General features: G+C 62.2%; 21 protein-coding genes. 8 read left to right on the top strand and 13 right to left on the bottom strand.

Annotation, left to right across the window (positions count from 1 at the left end):
* Nucleotides 1-74 precede the first annotated feature (74 nt).
* The 6 genes from EK373_RS30460 to EK373_RS30435 all read left to right on the top strand — a co-directional run bounded on the left by EK373_RS30460 (nucleotide 75) and on the right by EK373_RS30435 (nucleotide 7939).
* A complete protein-coding gene (locus EK373_RS30460; protein WP_157994615.1) occupies nucleotides 75-1157 on the top strand; it encodes a sensor histidine kinase in 1083 nt (360 codons plus the stop codon).
* Complete coding sequence (locus EK373_RS30455; protein WP_129649040.1) at nucleotides 1154-1864, top strand: LytR/AlgR family response regulator transcription factor; 711 nt, start codon at nucleotides 1154-1156, stop codon at nucleotides 1862-1864. Before EK373_RS30460 ends, EK373_RS30455 begins: the two co-directional genes overlap by 4 nt.
* A gap of 97 nt (nucleotides 1865-1961) precedes the next feature.
* A complete protein-coding gene (locus tag EK373_RS30450) occupies nucleotides 1962-3917 on the top strand; it encodes a serine hydrolase domain-containing protein (protein WP_157994614.1) in 1956 nt (651 codons plus the stop codon).
* A gap of 20 nt (nucleotides 3918-3937) precedes the next feature.
* Nucleotides 3938-4192, top strand: a complete 255-nt coding sequence (locus EK373_RS30445) for a hypothetical protein (RefSeq protein WP_129649035.1) — start codon at nucleotides 3938-3940, stop codon at nucleotides 4190-4192.
* Nucleotides 4193-4301: 109 nt separating this feature from the next.
* Entirely contained in the window at nucleotides 4302-6290 is a 1989-nt protein-coding gene (locus EK373_RS30440) for a serine hydrolase domain-containing protein (RefSeq protein WP_198683775.1), read from the top strand.
* A gap of 53 nt (nucleotides 6291-6343) precedes the next feature.
* A complete protein-coding gene (locus tag EK373_RS30435; RefSeq protein WP_198683774.1) occupies nucleotides 6344-7939 on the top strand; it encodes a serine hydrolase in 1596 nt (531 codons plus the stop codon).
* Here EK373_RS30435 and EK373_RS30430 read toward each other — a convergent pair.
* The 13 genes from EK373_RS30430 to EK373_RS30370 all read right to left on the bottom strand — a co-directional run bounded on the left by EK373_RS30430 (nucleotide 7924) and on the right by EK373_RS30370 (nucleotide 20304).
* On the bottom strand, nucleotides 7924-9171 hold the full coding sequence (locus EK373_RS30430) for an amidohydrolase family protein (RefSeq protein ID WP_129649032.1): 1248 nt from the start codon (nucleotides 9169-9171) through the stop codon (nucleotides 7924-7926). The two genes, EK373_RS30435 and EK373_RS30430, sit on opposite strands and share 16 nt — an antisense overlap.
* A 74-nt stretch (nucleotides 9172-9245) precedes the next feature.
* Complete coding sequence (locus EK373_RS30425; RefSeq protein WP_157994613.1) at nucleotides 9246-9911, bottom strand: urease accessory protein UreF; 666 nt, start codon at nucleotides 9909-9911, stop codon at nucleotides 9246-9248.
* Entirely contained in the window at nucleotides 9898-10359 is a 462-nt protein-coding gene (gene ureE / locus EK373_RS30420; RefSeq protein ID WP_129649026.1) for an urease accessory protein UreE, read from the bottom strand. Before ureE ends, EK373_RS30425 begins: the two co-directional genes overlap by 14 nt.
* Before the next feature lie 11 nt (nucleotides 10360-10370).
* A complete protein-coding gene (gene ureC, locus EK373_RS30415) occupies nucleotides 10371-12074 on the bottom strand; it encodes an urease subunit alpha (protein WP_129649023.1) in 1704 nt (567 codons plus the stop codon).
* Complete coding sequence (locus EK373_RS30410) at nucleotides 12071-12376, bottom strand: urease subunit beta (protein WP_129649020.1); 306 nt, start codon at nucleotides 12374-12376, stop codon at nucleotides 12071-12073. The genes ureC and EK373_RS30410 overlap by 4 nt, the downstream gene beginning before the upstream one ends.
* Nucleotides 12377-12397: 21 nt before the next feature.
* Nucleotides 12398-12700, bottom strand: coding sequence for an urease subunit gamma (gene ureA / locus EK373_RS30405; protein WP_129649017.1), 303 nt, complete (start codon nucleotides 12698-12700; stop codon nucleotides 12398-12400).
* A gap of 8 nt (nucleotides 12701-12708) precedes the next feature.
* Nucleotides 12709-13527 carry an urease accessory protein UreD gene (locus EK373_RS30400; RefSeq protein ID WP_129649014.1) on the bottom strand — a complete coding sequence of 273 codons (819 nt, stop codon included), beginning with the start codon at nucleotides 13525-13527 and terminating at the stop codon, nucleotides 12709-12711.
* Complete coding sequence (gene urtE / locus EK373_RS30395; protein ID WP_129649011.1) at nucleotides 13524-14216, bottom strand: urea ABC transporter ATP-binding subunit UrtE; 693 nt, start codon at nucleotides 14214-14216, stop codon at nucleotides 13524-13526. The genes EK373_RS30400 and urtE overlap by 4 nt, the downstream gene beginning before the upstream one ends.
* A gap of 12 nt (nucleotides 14217-14228) precedes the next feature.
* Nucleotides 14229-15056, bottom strand: coding sequence for an urea ABC transporter ATP-binding protein UrtD (gene urtD / locus EK373_RS30390; RefSeq protein WP_129649008.1), 828 nt, complete (start codon nucleotides 15054-15056; stop codon nucleotides 14229-14231).
* Nucleotides 15053-16177, bottom strand: coding sequence for an urea ABC transporter permease subunit UrtC (urtC, locus tag EK373_RS30385; RefSeq protein WP_129649005.1), 1125 nt, complete (start codon nucleotides 16175-16177; stop codon nucleotides 15053-15055). The genes urtD and urtC overlap by 4 nt, the downstream gene beginning before the upstream one ends.
* Before the next feature lie 2 nt (nucleotides 16178-16179).
* On the bottom strand, nucleotides 16180-17772 hold the full coding sequence (gene urtB, locus EK373_RS30380; RefSeq protein WP_129649101.1) for an urea ABC transporter permease subunit UrtB: 1593 nt from the start codon (nucleotides 17770-17772) through the stop codon (nucleotides 16180-16182).
* A 109-nt stretch (nucleotides 17773-17881) separates the two neighbouring features.
* Nucleotides 17882-19117, bottom strand: a complete 1236-nt coding sequence (urtA, locus tag EK373_RS30375) for an urea ABC transporter substrate-binding protein (RefSeq protein ID WP_407676231.1) — start codon at nucleotides 19115-19117, stop codon at nucleotides 17882-17884.
* A gap of 83 nt (nucleotides 19118-19200) precedes the next feature.
* Nucleotides 19201-20304 (bottom strand): porin, encoded by a 1104-nt coding sequence (locus EK373_RS30370; RefSeq protein WP_157994612.1) that lies wholly within the window; start codon nucleotides 20302-20304, stop codon nucleotides 19201-19203.
* 284 nt (nucleotides 20305-20588) lie between these two features.
* On the opposite strand from EK373_RS30370, the gene EK373_RS30365 reads away from it, so the two are divergent.
* A complete protein-coding gene (locus EK373_RS30365; RefSeq protein WP_129648996.1) occupies nucleotides 20589-23957 on the top strand; it encodes a hybrid sensor histidine kinase/response regulator in 3369 nt (1122 codons plus the stop codon).
* Complete coding sequence (locus EK373_RS30360) at nucleotides 23941-24867, top strand: response regulator (protein WP_129648993.1); 927 nt, start codon at nucleotides 23941-23943, stop codon at nucleotides 24865-24867. Before EK373_RS30365 ends, EK373_RS30360 begins: the two co-directional genes overlap by 17 nt.
* Nucleotides 24868-24870 lie beyond the last annotated feature (3 nt).

Here is a 24870-nt window from a genome sequence, read left to right as displayed (position 1 = left end):
GTTCACCCCGCGATCTCGTTCGCGGGCCGCCTTTGGTTTAGCTTAGCGGCCGAATGAGACAGTCCATCGCCCCAATGAACACCTCGCGCGCGTACTGGGCCTGCCAGCTGCTCGGCTGGGGACTCTACGGCTCGAGCCAGGTTTCCAACGCCATGGTTACGCTGCCGGTCCCCTGGGAGCGGGTCATTCTGGAAGTCGCACTGCTGAATCTGGTCGCTATCGGCCTCACGCAGCTGCTTCATGAATTCATGCTGCGCAGAGGGTGGAAGAAGCTGAGCATACGGCAGCTCTTGCCGCGTGCTCTGGTGGCGAGTGTGCTGCTGGGGTTCGTGGTAGCGTCGGCGATGAGTTTCATGGCGGTCGCGCCGCTGTGGGGGCTGGAAACGATCCACGAAGAGGAGGTCCTCGAAGCGCTGCCGTCGCTGATCGTATCCATGGATCCGCTGCTGCTCCGGACCGTCAACTGGAGCCTGATCTTTTTCATCTGGATTGCGCTGTACACCGGCATTACGTCGGTGCGCGAGCGGCAAGCGGCCGAGCTGCGCCAATCGGAGCTGAGCCGGGCGCTGCAGGCCGCCGAGCTGAAGCTGCTCAAATCGCAGCTCAATCCGCATTTCCTGTTCAATTCGCTCAACAGCGTGCGTGCGCTCATCGCCGAAGATCCGGCGCGAGCTCGAGACGCGGTTACCCAACTCGCTGGACTGCTGCGCTACACGCTGAGATCGGATCACGAGGAACTGGTGACGTTGGAGCGTGAGCTGAAAACCGTTGGCGATTACCTGGCGCTGGAATCATTGCGTCTCGGCGACCGAATGCGCGTTGAACTCGACATCGCCGCTGGCGCGCAAGATGTACGCGTTCCCGTCATGCTGCTGCAGACCGTGGTTGAGAATGCGATCAAGCATGGAATCGCGGAGCTGCCCGCCGGCGGAGTTCTGCGGATCTCGGCGACTGTGCGTGACAGCGCTTTGCACGTCGAGGTGCGCAATCCGCGTCCGACCAATCCGACGCCCAGAGAGCAGCAGGGATCGGGGTTGTACAATGCCGCTGAAAGGTTGCGACTGCTGTTCGGATCGCGAGCCGCCCTCGAGCTGGACCTGTCGCAATCGGACCTCGCTGTCGTAAGAATCCGTGTTCCAAGTGAAGCCGTAGCATGAAATCGCTCATCGTCGATGACGAACCGCTGGCGCGGCGTGAACTGCGACGTTTGCTCGCGGAGTTTCCCTGGGTCGAAGTCGTGGGTGAAGCGGGTGACGTGAGTGAGGCAGCCACGAGGGTCGAATCGCTCGCTCCGGAGCTGATCTTCCTGGACATCCAGATGCCGGGTGGTTCGGGTTTCGATCTGCTCGCACGACTCGATCACGTGCCGCGCGTTATTTTCACCACCGCATACGATCACCATGCTGTGCGTGCTTTCGAGGTGAACGCGCTCGATTATCTGCTCAAGCCGATTGAGCCGCAGCGGCTCGCGGCGGCGCTCACTCGGGCGCGATCGACGCCGGACGATCGGAGTGTCGAAGTTCCGCCGCACGACATCCTCGAGCGGCTGTTCGTCCGCGATGGCGATCGTTGCTGGTTCGTGCCGCTGCGCGAGGTCAGCGTGCTGACGGCGGAAGGGAATTATGTGCGTTTGTTTTGGGGCCAGGAGCGTCCATTGCTCGGCCGTCCCTTGCAGAGCCTGGAGCAGCGGCTCGATCCCAAGCGTTTCTTTCGCGCCAACCGCAAGCAGATCATCAACGTCGACTTCATCGAGAACGTCGAGCTCGGGATCGGCGGGCAGTTGCACGTCCGGCTGCGGGGCGGCTCCGAAGTCGAGATCTCCCGCCGTCAGGCACGACTGTTCCGTATGCAGATGAGCGTGTAGACCATTCAGCGGGCCGATCCGACCGTTCGACACGAAATCGGCCCATCGCCGCAGCCGCATCGTAAATTTCCGGCAGATGCACCGTGCCGGAGAACGTATGCGCCTTGCCAGAACTCTCGCCGTCCTACTTTGCAGCTTGGGCTCGCTGAGCGCGGCGCTCGGCAACGATTCGAATTCACAAGCAAGCACCGCCGCCAGCGCAGCGGGTGCTCCGCTCACGCGCGCCGATGTCGAGCCCTGGCTAGACGGCTTCCTGGATTATGAGCTGCAGCGAGGTGACATTGCCGGAGGCGTCGTCGTCATCGTGAAGGATGGCGAAGTGCTGCTGCAGAAGGGCTACGGGTACGACGATGTAGAGCAACGGCGGCCCGTGGATCCCGAGCGCACGCTGTTCAGAGCCGGCTCGGTCGGCAAGCTGTTCACGGAGACGGCCGTGATGCAGCTGGTCGAGCAGGGCAAAGTCGACCTCGACGCGCCCATCGATCAATACCTGGATTTCAAGATTCCGGAAGGATTCGGCAAGCCCGTGACGATGCGTAATCTCATCACCCATACCGGCGGGTTCGAAGAGGCCGTGCGCGAGCTCATGCACACCGACCCGGAAAAGTTTCCCAGCCTGGCGGCGTTCGTGAAGAGATCGCCGCCGGCCCGCATCTTCCCGCCGGGCGAAGTGCCGTCGTATTGCAACTACTGCCTGGCGCTCGCGGGCTATGTCGTCGAACGCGTTTCTGGCGAAACATTCGACGAGTACCTCGAGCATCACATCTTCGGGCCGTTGGGTATGCAGCGTTCGACCTTCAGGCAGCCGCTGCCTGCCAAGCTTGCAGCCGACATGTCGAAGGGATACCACCGTGCGTCGGGTCCGCCCCTGTATTTCGAGCTGGTCGGCCCTGCGCCGGCAGGTAGCATCAGCGCCACCGGTGCCGACATGGCCCGCTTCATGATCGCGCACCTGAGTGCAGAGCAGGGCGGGGCTCCGACGCTGTTACAGCCAGACACCGCCCGCCTCATGCACACATCGGTGTTTCAGGCGACTCCGCCCGTCAATGGCATGGCTCTCGGTTTCTTCGAAGCCCATCGCAATGGCCAACGGATCATCGAGCATGGCGGCGACACCCAGGTCTTTCACAGTCAACTGGTGCTGTTCATGGATCAAGGCGTCGGCCTGTTCATGTCGTTCAACAGCACTGGCAAAGAGGGAGCCGTGGGCGGCGTACGCACCGCGCTGTTCGAACAGTTCACGGATCGGTATTTCCCTGCACCCATACCGGATGAGCCGACGACATCGACGGCGGTCGAGCACAGCCGATTGGTTGCGGGCCGATATCAGAGCTCACGTCGCGCGGAGAACACATTCTTCAGGGCCGTGGGCGTGCTTGGTCAATTCAACGTCACCGCCAACGCGGACGGCACGCTGATCATTCCTCCGCTCACAAGACTCGACGGCCAACCGAAAGTCTGGCGCGAAGTCGCGCCGTTCGTGTGGCGCGAGGTCGGCGGCAAGGAGCGTCTTGCCGCGAAGATCGAGGATGGGCGCGTGCGATTCTTGGGCCACGACACATCCAGCGGCATTCAGGTCTTCATGCCAGTCCCGGCCGGGACCTCCGCTGGCTGGATCGTTCCAGTTGTGGTCATCGCGGCGGTGAGCCTGCTGCTGACCCTCATCGGATGGCCGCTCGCCGCGTGGATCCGGCGCCGGTACGGAGTGACGCTCGAAATGACCAAACAACAAACACTCGCGCGCCGGCTGGTCGGCGCCACCGCTATCGTCAATCTCGCTGTCGTGATCGGCTGGATGACGATGATTCAGAACGGCCTGGGCAATCTCGCGCTGTTCGATGGCAGAACGAATGTCTGGTTCGTCGTGCTTCACTTCCTCGGCTTTGTGGGGTTGATCGGCGCGGGAGTCGCGATCTGGAATGCCTGGCTCTCGCTCCAAGGCGATCGCCGCTGGTTCGGTAAAACCTGGAGTGTCGTGCTGGCCGCATCTTGTGTCGCGATCACGTGGATCGCGTTCACCCTGAACCTGGTGAAGCTCAGCCTTTACTACTGACCGAAACGATGCAAGCAGACATGAGATTGTTCACCAGCGTCGCGGCCGCCATGCTTGGTGCAGCCTGCGTGTCCGCTCCCAAGAACGTGCGCGAGCAGGCGAGCAGTGCGCTTGCCTGCGACGCCTCGCAAGTCACGGTCGAGCAAACCAAGCGCCGGTATCTTGGAGATTACGCTTTCGAAGCCCGTGGCTGCGGGCAGAAGCTGACTTACGAGTGCGAGCAGGCGTACGTCCTCTTGATACCCGTCGGCACGCTTGCGTGTCACAAGAAGTGATGGCTGCCGCCGGCGGCGTCAGCTGACGGCGCGGTTGACGATTCTCTATATAGGACTAAGATGTCCTGATAAGGCTTGTTCGCCCATTACTAAAACCATGGGGACGCACATGCGTGCTGCTGTCACGTTGATGACGATGCTGCTGTTTTCGCGAGGACTGTGCGCGGCGGCGGTTGGGGATGCTCCATCGCAGCCGCCTGCGCCCGAGCCGAATGTCACATCCGCCGAGGCGCCCATCTCCGAGGTCAGGCCATTGACGCGCGAGGATCTGGAAGCGTGGCTCGACGGCTTCATGCCGTATGCACTGGCCACCGGCGACGTGGCGGGTGCCGTGGTGGTCGTCGTGAAGGACGGCGCGACTCTTCTGCAGAAGGGCTACGGTTACGCCGACGTCGAGGCGCGCAAGCCGGTCGATCCGGCAACGACGCTGTTTCGTCCAGGGTCGATTTCGAAGTTGACCACTTGGACCGCGGTGATGCAGCTGGTCGAGCAGGGCAAGCTCGATCTCGATGCGGATGTGAACGGTTACCTCGATTTCGAGATTCCAGCGCGTGACGGCCAGCCAATCACGTTGCGGAACATCATGACCCATACGCCCGGCTTCGAGGAGCGGGTCAAAGATCTGATCGTCCCCGAGGGCACACCTTTCGATCCGCTGGATGTCTATCTCAAGGAGTGGGTGCCCGCTCGAATCTTCGCTCCCGGCACGACGCCGGCCTATTCGAACTACGCTACTTCGCTCGCAGGCTACATCGTTGCGCGCACCTCCGGGCTTTCGTACGACGATTACGTCGATCAGCACATCCTGAAGCCCCTGGGCATGGAACATTCGACGTTCCGCCAGCCGGTGCCCGAACGTTTGCAGCCGCTTCTTGCAAACGGCTATGCGCGCGCCTCGGAAGGCAAGGCGAAGCCGTTCGAAGTCGTCGTCTCGGCGCCGGCCGGCAGTCAAGCCTCGTCGGGCGCGGATATGGCGCGGTTCATGATCGCCCATCTGCAGAAGGGCGCGTTCGGCGATGCTCGCATTCTCAAGGAGGAGACGGCCGAGCAGATGCACACCACTGCGCTCACGCTGCTGCCGCGCGTCGACCGCATGATGCTGGGTTTCTACGAGCAGAACCGCAATGGCCGGCGCATCATTTCGCACGCTGGCGACACGGCGTGGTTTCATTCGGATCTGCTTTTGTTCCTTGACGACAATGTCGGTTTGTTCATTTCGTTGAACAGTGCAGGCAAGGAAGGCGCGGCTGGCAAGATCCGCAAGGCCGTGGGCGAGCAGTTTGCCGATCGGTATCTACCGGGCCCGACGTTCGACGGCAAGGTCGATCCGCAAACAGCGGCCGAGCACGCGCGCATGATCACAGGCGTGTACCAGGTCTCTCGGCGTCTGGAGACGAACTTCCTGCGTCTGCTGGGGCTGGCCGCTCCCGTCAAAGTATTTCCAAACGACGATGGCACGATCAGTGTTTCCATGGCCACGAACCTCGCCGGCGCACCCATCAAATGGCGTGAGGTCGAGCCGTTCGTCTGGCGCGATGTCGATGGCGAAAGTTTCCTGTCGGCGCAGGTGGCGGACGGGCGTGTCACGCGTTTCGCCTTTGAATGGGTCTCACCGTTCATGGTGTTCGAGCCGATACCAGGGTCGATCTCACCTGGCTGGGTCACACCGGCACTCGTCGCTGGGTTGATCGCGCTGCTCTTTACTACGCTCGCATGGCCCATCTCTGCGCTGACGCGCAGACACTATGGCGTCAGCTACGGCCTCTCGGGTCGTGACGCCCAAGCTCATCGCTGGATACGCATCGCATCGGCCGGCGTGATTGCGCTGTTCGTCCTCTGGGGTGTGGTGGTGTCGCTGGTCATGGGCGATCAATTGCAATCTTCCACAGGCGACGTTGTGCTGATGATCGTGCAGTTGTTGTCCGCGATTGTTTTCTTCGGGGCCGCAGCCATTGGCGTGTGGAACGCCATCGTCGTCATCCGTAGCGAGCGCAAGTGGTATACGAAGGCCTGGGCTGTGCTGCTGGCGCTGGCGCTGCTGGTCGTGCTCTGGGTGGCGCTGGCATTCCATCTCATCGCGTTCGACGTGAACTACTGAACAAGTTGCCTGGGGTGATGCCGATGTCGATGTTGAATCACGTTCGAGGGATCTTGCGTATAGCGATCGCGGCGACGGTGCTCGTTGTCGCATCCGCTCATGCAGCGCCGCCGAGTGATCTCGACCGCTACGTCAAGCGCGTGTTCGACACCTTCGAAACGCCGGGCATGGCAATCACGATCGTCGAACGCGGCAAGGCGCCCGTCGTACGCACATACGGCGTTCGCCGCATGGGAGAGGCGGCCAAAGTCGACGAGCAGACGATGTTCTCGATGGGCTCGACGACCAAGGCTTTTACGAGCGCCGTGCTGGCGATGCTCGTCGACGAAGGCAAGCTGTCGTGGGATGGCAAAGTCGTGGATCTGCTGCCGGGATTCCGCATGTACGATCCATACACGAGCAGCGAGATGACCGTGCGAGATCTGCTCGTCCATCGCAGCGGGCTGGGTCTGGGCGCCGGCGACCTGCTGTTCGTACCGGAGACGACGCTGACTCGTGCGCAGATCGTCGAGAAGCTTCGATACATCAAACCTGCAACCAGTTTCCGCAGCGGCTATGCCTACGACAACATGCTGTACGTCGTTGCCGGCCAATTGATTGAAGCGATCTGCAAGGATACGTGGGAGAACGTCGTTCGTCAGCGCATCCTCGCGCCGCTGCAAATGGAGCATACGACGACTTCGTCAACGACTCCGTCCGGCGCGAACAAAGGTTGGCCTCACGCACGCGTCTCGACTGAGATCCGGGGCGCCGGGCCGATGACGCCGCTGCCCAAGCAGATGAGCTTCGATAATTCAGCGCCGGCCGGCTCCCTGAACGCCAGCATCGCTGACGTGGCGCGTTGGCTCGAATTGCAGCTCGGCCGCGGCCTTGATCCTCGCAGCAACGTCCGTCTGTTCAGCGAAGCTCAGTCACGCGAGATGTGGACCGGTCAGACGCTGATCCCGGTGGCCCAGAACCCGAAGCCGCTAGCGCTTGCGCAAGCAAACTTCCGCGCCTATGCGTTGGGGTGGGGGTACAGCGACTACCGAGGCCAGCCCATCGTTTCGCACGGCGGTGGCGTGTTGGGAAGCGTTGCGCTGGTCGTGATCATTCCGGGCAAGGACGTTGCGTTTGCGATGATGACAAACGCCGAAGAGACCGCCGCGCTGGCGGCGATCCAGTATCGCTTGCTGGATCACTATCTCGGCCTATCGAGCCCAGACTGGATCGGCGCCCTCAATGACGTGCGCAAATCGAGAATTGCGAAGGGCCAGGAAATATTGGCCGCCGCGGCGACTGCGGCGCCGGCGCAGGGCGGGAATGGGCCGTCGCTCTCGCTCGAGAAGTATGCGGGCAGCTACCGCGATGACTGGTACGGCGGCGTCACCATCGAGAATGGCGGTGACGGACTATCGATCCGCTTCGAACACACGCCGGCGTTCTCGGGCAAGCTCGAGCACGTCCAGTACGACACCTTCCGCACCCGCTGGACGGATCGGACGCTGACAGAAGACGCATACGTCACGTTCTCGCTGCAGCCAGACGGCTCGATCGCCACGATGACCATGAAGGCCATCTCGCCCCTCGCCGACTTCAGCTTCGACTTCCAGGACCTGCTGTTCAAGCCGTGCGGAATGCTCGCTAGAGTCGGTCACTGCCGCGAATAAATCACTTCGCCGTCACGAACGGCGCAGCGGACGGCGGCGAAGTTGCGGGGTGAGTCGGCAGGGTCGGCGTCGAGGACGACGAGGTCTGCCGCCATGCCGGTGGCGATGCGTCCGCGCGAGCTCTGCTCATTCCACCGGGCGGCTGGGGTCGTGGTGAGTGACGCGAGGATTTGCATCGCTGTCAGGCCGGCCTTGGCCAACAGCTCGTATTCGCGAGTCGGATCGTAATCGGTCATGTAGCCCACGTCGGTGCCAAACAGCACCTGCCCACCTAGCGCCGCGAATTTGCCGAACTCGGTCAGGGTCTCGTTCACGAGCCGTTCGGCGATATCCGCCGGGACGCGTTGCTTGTCGAGCTCATACGGGAATAGTTGCAGCGTAGGGGTCATCGACACGCCAGCGTCGCGCAGTTGTTTCATCAGTGGCTCCGGCCACGGCGCCGGTGCGCCGAGCGGCGGGTGCGTCAGAATGTCGACGTGAGCTGCGAGCGCGTCCTGGATGCCCTGAATGTCGGTCGGATGGGCGAACACCAGCTTGCCTCGCCGATGTGTTTCTTTCGCGGCGGCGCTGGCGATGGCGGAGGGGATGCGCTTGTTGGTGCCGTCACCCTGCGGAGTCGCGATGAAGAGCTTGGTCCCGTCAGCGCCGGCATCCAGGTTCTTGCGGACGATTTGCACTGCTTCTTCGGCGGAGCCCGGTTGCGCAAGCTTGTCGAGCAACTCCTTGGGCAGGTGCGAGATGTAGATGGGTAACCCGTGCCGAGGAAAGAGACCGGGGCCCACCGTCAGGATTCTCGGTCCGCGCAGCTCGCCTTTCTCGATCCTGCTTCGCAGGGCCAGAGTGTTGGCGCCATCGGAAGTTACATCGAAGACGGTCGTGTAGCCGTATCGGGTCAGCATCCGCGTCAATGCAGTATCGAGCTGCGCGGCGGGCCGCTGACGAGCGTTGCTGAATTCCTCGCCAGTAAAATGGACGTGACTGTTTTGGAAGCCCGCAACGATGACACCACCATCGCACTGGGCGTGCTTTTTCGCGGCGGTCGAGCGCGGCTTGCTCGCTGTAACCGACTCAATCTTGTTGCCCGTGATCACGACCTGGCCGCTGACCGGCGGTGCATCGGGTGCGGGATAAATCTTCACGCCGTCCAACGTCCAGGATTGTTGGGCATGGGTTGCCGATGCTACGAGTCCGGTGAGAGCGAGCAGGAAAACGCTCAGGCAACGATTCGACATGTACCAGCTTCCTTGAACCAACGTTCGCTAGTGACGCGACAGAGGACGAAAAGGTTGCAAGTCGGGCCTCCCGCTCATGATTTGAACAACCGCGTGTACTGAGTTTCGTGCCGCGCGCTGGCCAGCCCTTGCAACACGGCACAGGCGCCGATGTCATCATCGTCGATATCGAACGCCTGCGCAGAGATTTCTTCCAGCAACGGCACGAGGGAGTGCAGCATGCGCTGCCCGGCGCTTTGGCCAAGTGGTACGAGCTTGACGGCCGCCAGGACCTGATTCTCTGCCCAGGCCCATCCATAAGCCTGCAGGGCTTCATTTTCGGCGATATTCCAGTGAGCGCAGGCGACAGCAAACATTTCGGCGTAGCCGGGGGGATTCGCGCCAGGAATCCTCGCGTCGAACTCTCGCAGGATGCGAGCGAGCGCAGAGCCCATATGACGGTCCTCGGCACGCAGCTCTTCGGTTTCTCTCGCGGCCAGCACGAAGCGGCCCCAGCATCTCAGGCCTTCGTCATCGCCAAGACAAGCGGCACGGTGCAGGCGAAGCAGCACCGGCAGATCGAGCGTGCCGATGGCATGTCTCGCAACTCCGGATATCCATTCGAGCGCGGTGGGCTCGTTCTTCACCCAACCCACCTCAACGGCGTATTCCAACCCTTGTGAGAAGTGAAATGCACCAATCGGCAATGCCGGGCTGGCCAGGTGCAGGATGCGAAGCAGGTGTGTGCTAGGCGTGCGCATGCGGGGCGAGTGCGGCATGCGAGTGCCCGCCATAGGCGCCGGCCTCGGGCTCGAAAGGCGCTTGTTCGACGGTGACAGCAAGCCCCAGGCCGCGGACCATTTCGTCGAGCACGTGATCGTGTTGATAACGAACCCAGCCGGGGCCGATCTGCAACGCGACGTGTCGATTACCCAGATGATAGCTTGCCCGACACAGAGCCAACGGCTCGGAGGCGCGCACCGTCGACACCGTCTCGGGCTCCGCGATGACTTCCACGACGCGGCCATCCCCTGCAAGCAACAAGTCTCCGCCACGCAGGATCGATCCACGCTCGAGAATCAGGCCCACTTCTTCACCCGTATCGAGCGTGGTGCGCAAGCGGCTCTTGTTGCGCAGTTGAAACGGCAGCACGAGTTTTACTTGGGCGGGCGTTGTGGAGGAACGCAGTTTGCGAGTGATATTCAACACGGTGGTGAACTTCAGAAAAGAAAATATCGCTGAGCCAGCGGCAGCACTTTGGCCGGCTCGCAGGTGAGCAACTGGCCGTCGGCGCGCACTTCGTACGTTTGGGAATCCACGTCGATCGTCGGCTGATAGTCGTTCAGCACCAGATCGCGCTTGCGCACGGTGCGCGTTCCTTGCACGGCGACCAGGCGCTTGTCGAGCTTCAACCGCTCGGCCATGCCGTTCTCGAGCGCCGCTTTGGAAACAAAACTGACGGACGTGGTGGAGCGCGCGCGGCCGAGCGCGCCAAACATCGGGCGATAGTGGACGGGCTGCGGCGTGGGAATCGACGCATTCGGGTCGCCCATCGGAGCGGCGACGATCATGCCGCCCTTGATGATCATGGCCGGCTTGGCGCCGAAAAAAGCCGGGCGCCACAGCACGATGTCCGCGAGCTTGCCGGCCTGGATCGATCCCACTTCGTGCGCGACTCCATGCGTCAAAGCCGGATTGATCGTGTACTTGGCGAGATAGCGACGCACGCGAAAGTTATCGTTGCGCGCCGTGTCGGGCGCCAGCGAGCCACGCTGCACTTTCATCTTGTGCGCCGTCTGCCAGGTGCGTGTGATGACTTCGCCAACGCGGCCCATGGCCTGCGAGTCGGAGGAGATCATCGAGAAGGCCCCCAAGTCGTGCAGGATGTCCTCGGCGGCGATGGTCTCGCGACGAATTCGCGATTCGGCGAACGCGACGTCCTCGGCAATCCCCGGATCGAGGTGATGACACACCATCAGCATGTCGAGGTGCTCGTCGATGGTGTTGACGGTGTAGGGGCGCGTCGGATTGGTCGAGGAGGGCAGCACGTTGGCCTCGCCGCAGACCTTGATGATGTCGGGCGCGTGACCGCCACCGGCGCCTTCGGTGTGATATGTATGTATCGCACGTCCTTTGAATGCGGCGATCGTGTCCTCTACGAAGCCGGACTCGTTGAGCGTGTCCGTATGGATGGCCACCTGAACATCGTAGCGGTCGGCGACCGCGAGGCAATTATCGATCGCCGCCGGAGTCGTGCCCCAATCCTCGTGCAGCTTCAATCCCATGACGCCCGCTTCGATCTGTTCCTCGAGCGGGCGGGGCAGGCTCGCGTTGCCCTTGCCGAGCAATCCGAAGTTCATTGGCAGCGCTTCCACGGCCTGATACATGCGCTCGATATACCAACGGCCGGAGGTGCAAGTGGTCGCATTCGTGCCGGTCGCGGGACCCGTGCCGCCGCCGATCATGGTCGTAATGCCGGACATCAAGGCCTCCTCGACCTGCTGCGGGCAGATGAAATGAATGTGCGAATCGATCGCGCCAGGCGTCGCGATGAGCCCTTCGCCGGCGATCACTTCGGTGCCCGCGCCGATCACGATGTCGACGCCCGGTTGCACATCGGGATTGCCGCCCTTGCCGACGCGGACGATCCGTCCGTCCTTGATGCCGATGTCGGCTTTGACGATGCCCCAGTGGTCAACGATCAGCGCATTGGTGATGATGGTGTCGACAACGTCGGCGGCGTTGCGCTGGCCCTGGCCCATGCCGTCGCGGATGACCTTGCCGCCGCCGAACTTCACTTCCTCGCCATAGATCGTATGGTCGCGCTCGACCTCGACGACCAGCTCGGTGTCGCCCAGGCGCACTCGGTCGCCGGTCGTGGGGCCGTACATCTCGGCATACGCGGTCCGGCTGATGGAAGTCATAGTTTGCCCATCACCTGTTGATTGAATCCATACACCACGCGATCGCCGTCGTAAGCGACTAACTCCACCTCGCGCTCCTGGCCGGGCTCGAAGCGGACCGCCGTTCCGGAGGCGATGTTCAGGCGAAAGCCTCGCGTCGCCGCTCGATCGAAGCGCAGCGCCGTGTTGGCTTCGAAGAAGTGATAGTGCGAGCCGACCTGGATCGGACGGTCGCCGGTGTTCGCCACTTTGATGATGACCGTCGGGCGGCCCACGTTGAGCTCGAGCTCGCCGTCTGCAGGAAACACTTCGCCGGGTATCATGAGTCCTCGCGTCGATCTGCGTCAGGCGATCGGCTGGTGTACGGTGACGAGCTTGGTGCCGTCTGGAAAGGTTGCCTCGACCTGCACGTCGGGGATCATCTCGGCAATGCCATCCATTACGTCGTTGCGCGTCAGGATGGTGGCGCCATAGCTCATCAGCTCTGCCACGGTCTTGCCGTCGCGCGCGCCTTCCATGATCGCGGCGGAGATCAAGGCGACCGCCTCGGGATAGTTCAATTTCAGGCCGCGAGCCTTGCGGCGCTCGGCGAGCAGCGCGGCGGTGAAGATGAGCAGTTTGTCTTTCTCTCTTGGTGTCAGTTCCATGGCGTGTCTCAAGTTGCCCAGATGCGCGGCGGCACGGCCGGGCGATCGAGCAAGGATGGCCGCAACGTTTTCCAGGCTTGGATGAACGCACGCTTGATCGGCTCGGCCTGCGCGCCGAGCGCTCTGCAGACCAGCACGTTATCTACCAGCGTGACTCCCAGTTCGACATCCGGCGGTTGCAGGTTCCGGACAGCGTCGACCATCCGCCGTGTCGCAGGATACGCGAGCAATGTTCCGATGGACTCATGGCCGCCGAGGCCCCGGCGAGTGCCTCCAGAAATGCGCAGCCGATCGATCAGTAGCGGCGCGCCGGCCGCCCACAGCTCCAGGTGCAGTCGCAGCTCGCCGCGATCGAAGGGTTGATTGCGAGCCGGCAGGCCAAGACAGGCGATCTCCCAGCCAATGAACCTGGCGCGCGCTGCCAGCTCGATGCGAGTCACACTGCGCACTCGGGCCTGGGGATAGAAAATGCTCTCCTGGGGTAACCACTCGAGCGTCGTGCCATCGGCACGCAGAATCTGCTCCTGTCGAGCCGTGCGGCCGTCGCTGCGATAGAACTTTGCCGCGGCCGGCGTCGTCAGCAATGCGTGCGCGTCGTTTCTTGTTTCGACGTGCAGTTGCAACTCGTCGCCACCCACGACGCCACCCGGCGGATGAACGATGTAGGCGTGACAAACGTCGCCCTCGGGATAGAACGGCCTCTGCACAAGCAGTGGGCCGTGATGTTGTCGCGCGACGATGCGCGTTCGTCCTGCGGCTCGGGCGAACGTCAGCTGCAATCGTGCGCGCCACCCCGACGTTGGCGATTGCTCGCCGCTTGCGCTCATACCGTGAGGTGCTGGCGTACCAAGTCGTCGGTCAGCTCGGGAATCCTGCCACCGGCGACGACCCGGCCCTTGTCGAGGATGCGAAATTCGCTGGCGACGCGCCGGGCAAACGGCAATTTCTGTTCGACCAGCAGCACGGTGAGGTTCGCCTCTTGGTTGAGTCGCAGGATGATATCGCCGATTTCATGAACGATGTTCGGTTGAATGCCCTCGGTCGGCTCATCCAGGATCAGCAGGCGCGGCTCCAGGACCAAGGCGCGAGCGATGGCGAGTTGCTGCTGCTGGCCGCCGGACAGGTCGCCGCCGCGCCGACGTAACATTTTCTTCAACACTGGAAACAGCTCGAAGATCTGCTCCGGAATGTCACGGACTTTGCGCTTGCGTGCCGACAGGCCGATGCGAAGGTTCTCTTCCACCGTGAGTTGCGAAAAGATCTCGCGACCCTGCGGCACGTAGCCGATGCCGAGTCCGGCGCGGCGATCGGCGGCGAGTCGAAGGAGGTTCTGGCCGCCGTATGAAAGCTCGCCAGTCGCAGGCAGCAGGCCCATGATGCAACGGAGCAGGGTGGTTTTGCCCATGCCGTTGCGCCCCATCAGGCAGGTGCAGGAACCGGCGGCAATGTTCATGTCCACGTCCCAGAGAATGTGGCTGCCGCCGTAGAACTGATTGAGCTGTCGGATTTCCAGCATCGTTTGTCTCTGTTACTCGCCCAGATACACTTCCACGACGCGTGGATCGTTCTGGACTTCATCGATCGTGCCTTCCGCCAGCACGTGGCCTTCGTGCAGCACGGTGACTTTGTGCGCGATGGACCGGACGAAATCCATGTCGTGCTCGACCACCATGACGGAGTGTTTGCCCGCCAGCGATAGCAAAAGCTCGGCGGTGCGCTCTACCTCCTGCGGTGTCATGCCGGCAACGGGCTCGTCTACGAGCAGCAATCGTGGCTCCTGCGCGAGCAACATGCCGATCTCCAGCCATTGCTTCTGGCCGTGCGAGAGCATGCCGGCGCGCATGCTGCGGCGATCCTGCAAACGAATGGTTTCGAGCACCTCTTCGATACGCTCGTGTTGCCGGCGGTCGAGCGGGGAGCGGAGTGTGGTCCAGAGGGTCTTGTGGCCGGCGACCGCCAGCTCCAGGTTCTCCATGACGGTGTGCTGCTCGAATACGGTGGGCTTCTGAAATTTCCGGCCGATGCCCGCTTCGGCGATCTGCGGTTCGCTCAATGTCAGCAGATCGGTGGTCTGGCCGAACCACGCGGAACCTGCGTCGGGACGCGTCTTGCCGGTGATGACGTCCATCATCGTGGTCTTGCCGGCGCCGTTCGGCCCGATGATGCAACGAAGCTCGCCGGCGTCGATGTACAAGGTGAGCGCATTGAGCGCCTTGAAACCATCGAAGCTGACGCTGATGTCTTCGAGATACAGGATCGTGCCGTGCGAAGTATCGCCTGGCGCCGGACGAGCGCCCCGCGCCCCCGCGCCGAAGACCTTTTGCCAACCATTGCGAATCGCGGTGCTGGCGTTCATGCGGTCACCGTTCGAGCTGCGGGGCGGCGCAAGGCGAATTTATCGGCGAGCCCGACGACTCCCTTCGGCAGGAACAACGTAACGATCACGAACAGCGTACCGAGCGCGTACAGCCACAGCTCGGGGATGGTGGCGGTGAAGTATGTTTTCGCGTAGTTGACGAGCACCGCGCCGGCGACTGCGCCATACAACGTCCCGCGGCCGCCCACCGCTACCCAGATGACGATTTCGATGGAGTTGATGGGTTGGAATTCGCTGGGATTGATGATGCCGACCTGAGGCACATACAGCGCGCCGGCAATGCCGGCGAGGACTGCGGAGAACGCGAACACCCACAGCTTGTACGACTCTACGCGGTAGCCGATGAATCGCGTCCGGCTCTCGGCATCGCGAATTGCCTGAACGACGCGACCGGCACGCGACAAGGTGATGTAACGACATGCGAGATAGCCGAGCCCGAGTGCGGCCGCTGACGTTAGAAACAACGCGACTCGCGTCTCGGACGCGTTGATATTGGCGCCGAGGATGTCTTTGAAGTCCGTCAGTCCGTTGTTGCCGCCGAAGCCCATGTCATTGCGGAAGAAGGCGAGCATCAGCGCGTAGGTCAGCGCTTGCGTGATGATCGACAGATACACCCCGCTGACGCGCGAGCGAAATGCCAGCCACCCGAACGCCAGCGCCAGCAGTCCGGGCACGACGATGACCATGAGCGCGGCGAACCAGAACATGTCGAAGCCTTGCCAGAACCACGGCAGCTCCTTCCAATTCAGGAACACCATGAAGTCGGGCAGCAGGGGATCGCCGTAGACGCCGCGCGTGCCGATCTGCCGCATCAAGTACATGCCCATCGCGTAGCCGCCGAGTGCAAAGAAGGCGGCATGGCCGAGGCTCAAGATGCCGCAATAGCCCCAGACCAGGTCGACGGCGATGGCGAGCAGGGCATAGGTCATGTACTTGCCCATGAGCGTCATCGTGTAGCTGGACAGGTGCAGGGCCGAGCCTTCCGGAAAGGCCAGGTGCATGATCGGCGCGGCTACGCCGACAGTGAGCAGCAACGCTAGAAACACTTGCGTGCCACGCTCGCCGATGAGAAGTTGGATGGCGGGATGGGATGTCTGCATGGTCAACTCTCGGCGGCACGGCCTTTCTGCGGAAACAGGCCACGCGGGCGTCGCTGGATGAACAGGATCAGCGCGATGAGCACGAGGATCTTCGCCAGGACGGCGCCCGCGTACGGTTCGAGCGCCTGGTTCACGACGCCCAGTGACATACCGCCAATCAGTGTGCCCCACAGATTGCCGACGCCGCCGAACACGACGACCATGAACGAATCGATGATGTAGCTCTGACCGAGATTGGGTCCGACGTTGGTGAGCTGGCTCAATGCCACGCCGGCGACGCCTGCGATCCCCGAGCCCAGTCCGAAGGTGAGTGCGTCGACCCATTCGGTGCGCACGCCCATGGACTTCGCCATCGCGCGGTTTTGCGCCACTGCCCGCACCTTCAAGCCGAGCGAAGTCTTCTTCAGCACCAGTTGCAGGATCGCGAACACGATCAGCATGAACAGCACGACGTAGAGTCGGTTGTAAGTAATCGAGAACGCTTCGTTGACCTGCAGCGAACCGGCCATCCACGCCGGGGTTTCCACCGGGCGATTGTTGGCGGAGAAGATGTCGCGCACGATCTGTTGCAACACCAGGCTGACACCGAAGGTGGCCAGCAATGTTTCCAGCGGCCGACCGTACAGGAACCGCATGACGCCACGTTCGATCAGGACACCGACGCCGCCCGCAACCGCGAAAGCCACCGGAATCGCGACCAGTACCGAGGCGCCAATGTGTTGCGGCATGAGCAGCTGGATGACGTAAGTGGTGTAAGCGCCGAGCATCATCAGCTCGCCGTGCGCCATGTTGATCACGCCCATGACGCCGAAGGTGATGGCGAGCCCGATCGCGGCCAGCACCAACACCGAGCCCAGGCTGAGGCCGAAAAACAAGGTTTCCAGCGTGCTATAGAAGCTGCGCCAGTTATTGATCGCGTTGAGCGCGGCGCGCGCCGCATTGCGCACGTTTTCGTCCGGCTCGGCGTAACTGCCGTCGTCGGCCCGGGCAACACTGGCGCTGAGCCGGTTGAATGCCTCCGGATTCAGGCTGCCTTCGAGTTGGTCGACAGCGGCCAGCCGAACATCGGCATCGGCGCTGTCCAGATCCGCGATTGCCAGGCCGGTTTGGATGGCCGTGCGGACCGCATCGTTGTTTTCGGAGCTTTGCCGCGCGCGCAGGATGGAAACGCGGTCCGCATCCAGGGAACGCAGCAGCTCATTCACAGCGGCCAATCGCACGTCCGCATCGGGATCGGCAAGGTCGAAGCTGGCCAGCGCGCTCTTCAGTGCTTTACGCAACTGGTTGTTGGTCGTGATCTTGGTGCAGTCCGATGCGTCGGCGATCCCTGCGTCTGACATCGTCAACGGATCTTGCAGTCGCAGGCTCGTATCCTGCGCAGCACCGATGAACACGCGCTTGTCGTCTTTTCGATAGTAGAGATTGCCTTCCAGCAACGCGTTCAACACGGTGCGCGTGTTGGCATGGCGAGCGTCGAGCAACTCGCCGACGGCACGTTCCTTTTGTTTGAAGTTGGTGGTTGCGAGGTTGCCGAGCGCCTGCTCGAATGCAGTCGACTCCGCGGCGGCAGCGGGGCGCACGAGCATCCCGAGCATCAGGGCGAACGCGAGCCACCACAGTGCGCGGCGGGCAAGGAACGGCGGTCCCGGACTTGCGCCCGGGACCGCGTACAACGTGCAACTGAGATTTGTCACCGCTGACCCATCATTCGTAGTTCTGTCCGGAACACTTCAAGGTCTTGGTGTTGTAGTTGCCGCACTTGAGTTTCACCCAGTCGGCTTCGATGTCCTTGCTGCCCGGCAGGTAGTCGGACCATGCGTCGCCCGGCACCAGGCCATCGGTCTGCCACACAGTGTCGAACTGACCGTCGGCGCGCACTTCGCCGATCAGCACGGGCTTGGTCAGGTGATGATTCGGCAGCATCTTGGCGGTGCCGCCGCTCAAGTTCGGCACTTCGATGCCGACCATGGCGTCGATCACCTTGCTCACCTCGGTGCTCTTGGCTTTCTCCACCGCCTTGACCCACATGTTGAAGCCGATCACGTGCGCTTCCATCGGGTCGTTGGTGACGCGCTTGTTGTTCTTGATGAAGGCGCGCCACTTCTTGATGAACTCGGCATTCGCCGGCGTATCGACGCTCATGAAATAGTTCCAGGCCGCGAGATGGCCGACCAGCGGCTTGGTGTCGATGCCCGAGAGCTCTTCTTCCCCGACCGAGAAAGCGACCACCGGAATGTCCTCGGCCGAGATCTTTTGATTGCCGAGCTCCTTGTAGAACGGCACGTTGGCGTCGCCGTTGATGGTGGAGACGACGCCGGTCTTTTTCCCCGCTGAGCCGAATTTCTTGATGTCAGCGACGATGCGCTGCCAATTGGAATGCCCGAAGGGCGTGTAGTTGATCATGATGTCCTCGTCCTTGACGCCCTTGGCCTTCAAGTACGCTTCGAGGATCTTGTTGGTAGTGCGCGGATAGACGTAGTCGGTGCCCGCCAGCACCCAGCGCTTCACGCCTACTTCGTTCATCAGGTAATCGACGGCTGGAATCGCCTGCTGGTTGGGCGCCGCGCCGGTGTAGAACACGTTCTTCGAGGATTCCTCGCCCTCGTACTGCACCGGATAGAACAACAAGCCGTTGTTCTTCTCGAACACGGGCAGCACGGACTTGCGCGAGACTGAGGTCCAGCAGCCGAACACGACCGACACTTTGTCCTTGACCAGCAGTTGCTCGGCCTTCTCGGCGAACAAGGGCCAGTTGGAGGCGGGATCGACGACCACGGCTTCGAGCTTCTTGCCCATGACGCCGCCTTTCTTGTTCTGCTCGTCGATGAGCATGAGCACGGTGTCCTTGAGCGTCGTTTCCGAGATCGCCATCGTGCCCGACAGCGAGTGCAACACGCCGACCTTGATGGTGTCGGCGGCTTGCGCTGCCATGGCCGACATGAGTGCGATGGCGGCCGCAAGTTGCTTCAGTCCGCCCGGTTTTGTTTTACGCATGAATGATTGCTCCGAAGGAAGAGTGGGGACTAGATCTGAACCTGCAGGCCGACGCCCATTTGCTCGAGGTCGGCGCCGATGTTGGGGTCGAAGCTGGAGTCGATGTAGAACAGCGTGACGCGCGCGTTGAAGTCCTTGATCAGGTAAGTCAGGTTCAACTCGGTCGTGGTTTGATCGAGCTCTGCGAAGCCGTAGTCGTAGGTGGCCTCGCCGTACTTGGCGAGCACCTGGAACTTGCCGATGCCGATGGTTTGCGGAAAAACATAGGCGCCGAGCAGGTAGTAGCCATCGCTCGAGTCGTACGGGATGGGGCCGTTGATGCCGGACGCCGGCGAGGGATAACCGCCGAGGCCGTCATACTTGGCGTACTCCGCTTCGATCGTCACGACGCCGCTGTTGGCGAGCTTCTTCTCCAGCAGGAAGTCGACGGAGTAGGCGTTGTCGCCTGCGGCTGTTTGAGCCGCGATGCCGACCGCCAGCAGATCCTTCTCGCCGTAGTAGGTGCTGTTCAGGTAATAACCGCTCTCCGGATCCCAGAAATCCAGCTGTACGCGGCCCGCGTACAGCACATCCGAGCTGCCCTTGGTGAGGCCTTGTACGTCGAAGGCGCCCGCGGAAACTTTCGCGATGCCGAACTGGCCCCAATACATCACGCCGTCGTTGCGGCCTTCGGTCTCGAACGGATAGCCGTCCTGGACGCCGTCGCGATACACGCCCCAGTGATTTGCGTAGTAGGGGCCATAGAGATTGGCGCGGTCGCTCGGCGGCAGGAAACGGCCGGCCCAGATGTTGAATTCGTCGGAGAACGAGAACTGCGCGACGGCGTCGATGACGCGCACGGATTCCGGCGTCGCGCCGCCGGCGTTGTAGTCGGTGTTGAACATCAAGCTGATGTTCTCGGTCACTTTGCCGCTGATGTAGATGCGCGCGCTATTCAGTTCGAAATCGCTGACTTCATCGCCGAAGTCCGGATCGGAGTATGTGAAGCTCGAGCGCACGCCGGCGCCGACCGACACGGGTGGCAAATCCACCTCGGCGGCGAGCAGGTTGCTCGCGGGCAGCGCGGCCAGCGCGCCGATAGCGACGACGCGCAAGCCCGCAGTCGTCCGGCAGTTGATCGATGGTTGTCGCATGAAGGTTCCCTGCAAGTCGTGATTGTTGGTGCGGCCAGAGGAGTTCGTGTCCATCCCTGGCGTCGCACGCTATGCGGGCTGGCGACGTGCGCATACACGTCATTTGACGTACTCGTGGTCGGTGAGCCGTGCACGACCCATCACTGTGCAGCCGGCCTGAACGCTGCACCTCGATGTAGCACGGGCGTGCACCAGCATTGGGGAAGGGGGCCGCCGCGCCGCCCTGGAACGTTGCCTGGCACATCGCTTGCTTATGGAACGGCAACGACACAAGAACATCGAGAATGGCTGCACGACAACGGATCGTTCGAGAGCGCCGTCAGTACAACCAATGGGTGGCGAGTCAGACGCTCGAAGACTATGCGCTGCGCTACACGGCGGATCGCGCGCGCAAGTCTTCTTTCCGCGTCGGCAATACTGCGTTCGGTCCGATCGCGTTCCTGGCGTGCGAGGCGATCGGCGGCGCATTGACGATTGCCTATGGCTTTCCGAATACGGCGTGGGCGATCGCGGTGTTCTGCGTGCTGATGTTTCTGATCGGCCTGCCGATCTGCTCGTATGCGGCCCGCTATGGCGTGGACATCGACCTGCTGACGCGCGGCGCCGGCTTCGGCTACATGGGCTCGACGATCACCTCGCTGATCTATGCGTCCTTCACGTTTCTGCTGCTGGCGATCGAGGCGAGCATCATGTCGATGGCGCTGCAGATGCTGTTCGACATTCCGCTCGCCATCGGCCATCTGATCAGCTCGCTGATCGTCATTCCGATCGCGATCTATGGCATCAGTCTGATCAGCAAAATGCAGCTGGTGACGCAGCCGATCTGGCTGCTGCTGCAGTTCCTGCCGATTGCATATATCGCCTGGCGGAGTCCCGCCGACGTGTCGGCGTGGACTGGGTACGCGGGCCAGCAGGGCTCCGCCGACGGCTCGCTCGATCCGCTGTTGTTCGGTTTGGCGGTGTCCATGCTGCTGTCACTGCTCCCGCAGATCGGCGAGCAGGTGGACTATCTGAGATTCTTGCCGAACCGTGACCGTCGCAATCGGCTCGCCTGGTGGACGGCGCTGATCGCCTCGGGGCCCGGCTGGGTGTTCATGGGCGGGTTCAAGCTGCTCGCCGGTTCCTTCCTGGCGTACTTCGCCTTGCGCCACGGCGTGTTGCCGGCGCAGGCGGATGAGCCGACGGGCATGTATTTCCTCGCGTTCAGGGAAACGTTTCAGTCGCCGAGCTTTGCGCTGGTGCTGACCGGCGTCTTCGTCATCGTCTGTCAGCTGAAGATCAACGTGACCAACGCGTACGCCGGATCGATCGCGTGGTCGAACTTCTTTTCGCGTCTCACGCACAGTCATCCCGGCCGCGTCGTGTGGCTGGTGTTCAATGTGCTGCTCGCGTTGCTGCTCATGCAGACCGGCATCTTCAACGCGATCGAGAGCATCCTGGTGATCTACGCCAACTTCGCCGCGGGTTGGATTGGCGCCTTGACGGCGGACCTGGTGATCAACAAGCCGCTGGGCTATAGCCCGCCGTACATCGAGTTCAAGCGCGCGCATCTCTATGACATCAATCCCGTCGGCGTCGGCGCATTGTTGTTGTCGATCGTGATTTCCAGTCTCGCGTTCCTCGGCGTGTTCGGCACGTTCCCGCAGATTCTTTCGCCGTTGGTGGCGTTGGTGGTCGCCTTCGTCGCCGCGCCGGTAATCGCGTGGGCGACCAAGGGGCGCTACTACCTGGCGCGTCAGCCGGCGGGTCTGCCGGAGCAGGAGCCCGAGATCCGCTGCACGATCTGCGAGAATGTGTTCGGACGGAACGACATGGCGATGTGTCCGGCGTATTCCGGCCCGATCTGCTCGTTGTGCTGCACGCTGGAGGCGCGTTGCCACGATCTGTGCAAGACCGACAGTCGCCTTACGGAACAGCTGCAAGGATTCTTCGCGAGCATCCTGCCCGAGCGCGCGGCCCTGTCGTTGAACACGCGGGCCGGGCATTTCTTCGGCCTGTTGCTGGTCTTCAATCTGGCGACCGGTTTGTTGCTGTCGCTGATCTATCAACAGTCCGGCGGCGTCACTACGGCCGATCGCGAGGCGATCGGCATGACGTTATGGGTGGTGTTCATCAGTTTGTTCGTGCTGACCGGCGTTGCTGCGTGGCTCATCGTCCTCGCACACGAGAGTCGGCGCGGCGCCGAAGCGGAATCGGCGCGCCAGACCGCGATGCTGATGGACGAAATCGAGGCTCACAAACGCACGGACGCGGCCCTGCAAAAGGCGAAGGAGGTCGCGGAAGCCGCCAATGTTGCCAAGACGCGCTATATCGTCGGCATCAGCCACGAGATCCGCTCGCCGCTGAATGCGATCTTCGGTTATGCGCAGCTGCTCGAACGAGAGATCGCCGGACCTGCCGATAATGCCGCACGCGTGATCCGGCGTAGCGCCGAGCATCTGACCAACCTGATCGACGGCTTGCTGGACATCTCACGCATCGAGAACGGCATGCTGCGGCTGAATCGGGACAAAGTGCAGCTGGTGGAGTTTCTCGACCAGATCGTCGACATGTTTCGGTTGCAGGCGGCGAGCCGTGGCATCGAGTTTCGCTATCAACGGCCGCCCCACCTGCCGGCGCAGGTGTACACCGATCAGAAACGGCTGCGCCAGATCCTGATCAATCTGTTGTCGAATGCGATCAAATACACCGAGCGCGGCTATGCCAGCCTGGTGGTGCGCTATCGCAATCAAGTGGCGGAGTTCGAGATCTCCGATACCGGCCTGGGCATTGCGGAGGCCGATCTCGAGCGGGTCTTTCAACCTTTCGAGCGCGGTGAGGCGCCGACGGTGCGCGCCGTGCCGGGCATCGGCCTGGGACTCACGATCACGAAGCTGCTGACGCAAATCATGGGCGGAGAGCTGCTCGCGCGCAGCACGCTGGGCGAGGGCACGATGTTTACTGTGCGGCTGCTGCTATCCGAGGCGATGCACTCGGTCCAGCAATCGTCGCTGCCAGGGCGCATCACTGGCTACGCCGGCGCTCGCCTCAAGCTGCTGCTCATCGATGACGATCCCGCGCATCTCGATATCGTGCAGCGCCTGCTGCAGCCATTGCAGTTCGAGGTCATCACGGCGTCGAATGGCACATCGGGCATCGCGGTCGCGATCCGGGAGCGGCCCGCGTTGGTCATGATCGATATTTCGATGCCGGATCTATCGGGTTGGGAAGTCGCGAAGCATCTGCGCGATCACGCGGCGCTCACGTCGATGAAGATCGTCATGGTGTCGGCCAACGCCCATGAATACGGCGCGGGTGGCCCCGATTGCCCGCACGATGGCTTTGTGATGAAGCCCGTCGATATGCAATTGCTGCTCGATACCGTTGCGGGCCTGCTCGGGCTGCAATGGACGTACGCGACCGAAGACGATGCGCTAGAGGAGGTCGGCGCCTCGTGCGAGTTGCCATTGCACTCGCGACATCACGTCAACGATCTCTACCAGCTCGGCCGGATCGGACATGTGCGCGGCATTCAAGCCAAGCTGCGCCAGATCGAAGCCGACGATCCGGCGAGCAAACCCTTCACCACCCACATGCAGTCGCTGGTCGCGAACTTCGATCTGAAGCGCTACATGAACGTGCTGGAAACCCTGCGAAATGACGATGACTTCTGAGGTGAGCACCCGCCGCGATACCGTGCTGGTCGTGGATGACACGCCGGAGACGCTCAGCTTTCTCACCGACACGCTGGATCAGGCAGGGTTCACCGTGCTGATCGCCACCGACGGCGACAGCGCGCTGGAGCTGGTCGATCAGATCACGCCGGATCTGGTGCTGATGGATGCCGTGATGCCCGGCATCGACGGCTTCGAGGCCTGCCGACGCCTGAAGCGAGAGAAGCTGTTGTCACACTTGCCGGTCATCTTCATGACCGGGCTGAGCGATACCGAACACGTGGTCGAGGGACTCGCTGCGGGCGGCGTCGACTATGTCGCCAAGCCCATCGTCATCGACGAGTTGCTGGCGCGGATCCGCGTACACCTGGCGAATGCGAGGATCGCCTCCGGCACGCATGCGGCGCTGGATGCGACTGGACGTTTCCTGCTGGCGACCGATTTGAGCGGCCGGCTGCTTTGGTCGACGCCCAAGGCCAGGGCGCTGCTTGCCGAGTTGTTTCCGGGTCAAAACGAACAGGCCGCGAACCTGCCGGCGGAGTTGGTGCAGCAGCTGATGCAATTACGGCAGGGTGCGAAAGGCGGGGGCACGGCAGTCATGGAAGTCGGAGCGCGGCGGCTGGAGATTTCCATGCTCAGCCGTATCGGCCCGGACGAATTGTTGTTCCGGCTGGCTGAGTCGGGCACGCAGGGCGACGAGCAACAATTGCAGAGCGCACTGTCGCTCACCACGCGCGAAGCGGAGGTGCTCTTATGGATCAGTCGCGGCAAATCCAATCGAGAGATTGGCGAAATCCTCAGCATCAGCCCGCGCACGGTGAATAAACACCTGGAGCAGGTGTTCGTGAAGCTGGGCGTGGAGAATCGCGCCGCGGCCGCCGCTCGCGCGGTTCGCACTTTGGCGCGATGAGAG

Origin of the sequence: Peristeroidobacter agariperforans, assembly GCF_004138335.1 — a bacterium.
Classification (GTDB): domain Bacteria; phylum Pseudomonadota; class Gammaproteobacteria; order Steroidobacterales; family Steroidobacteraceae; genus Steroidobacter; species Steroidobacter agariperforans.
This window is presented reverse-complemented; position numbering and strand designations above follow the sequence as displayed.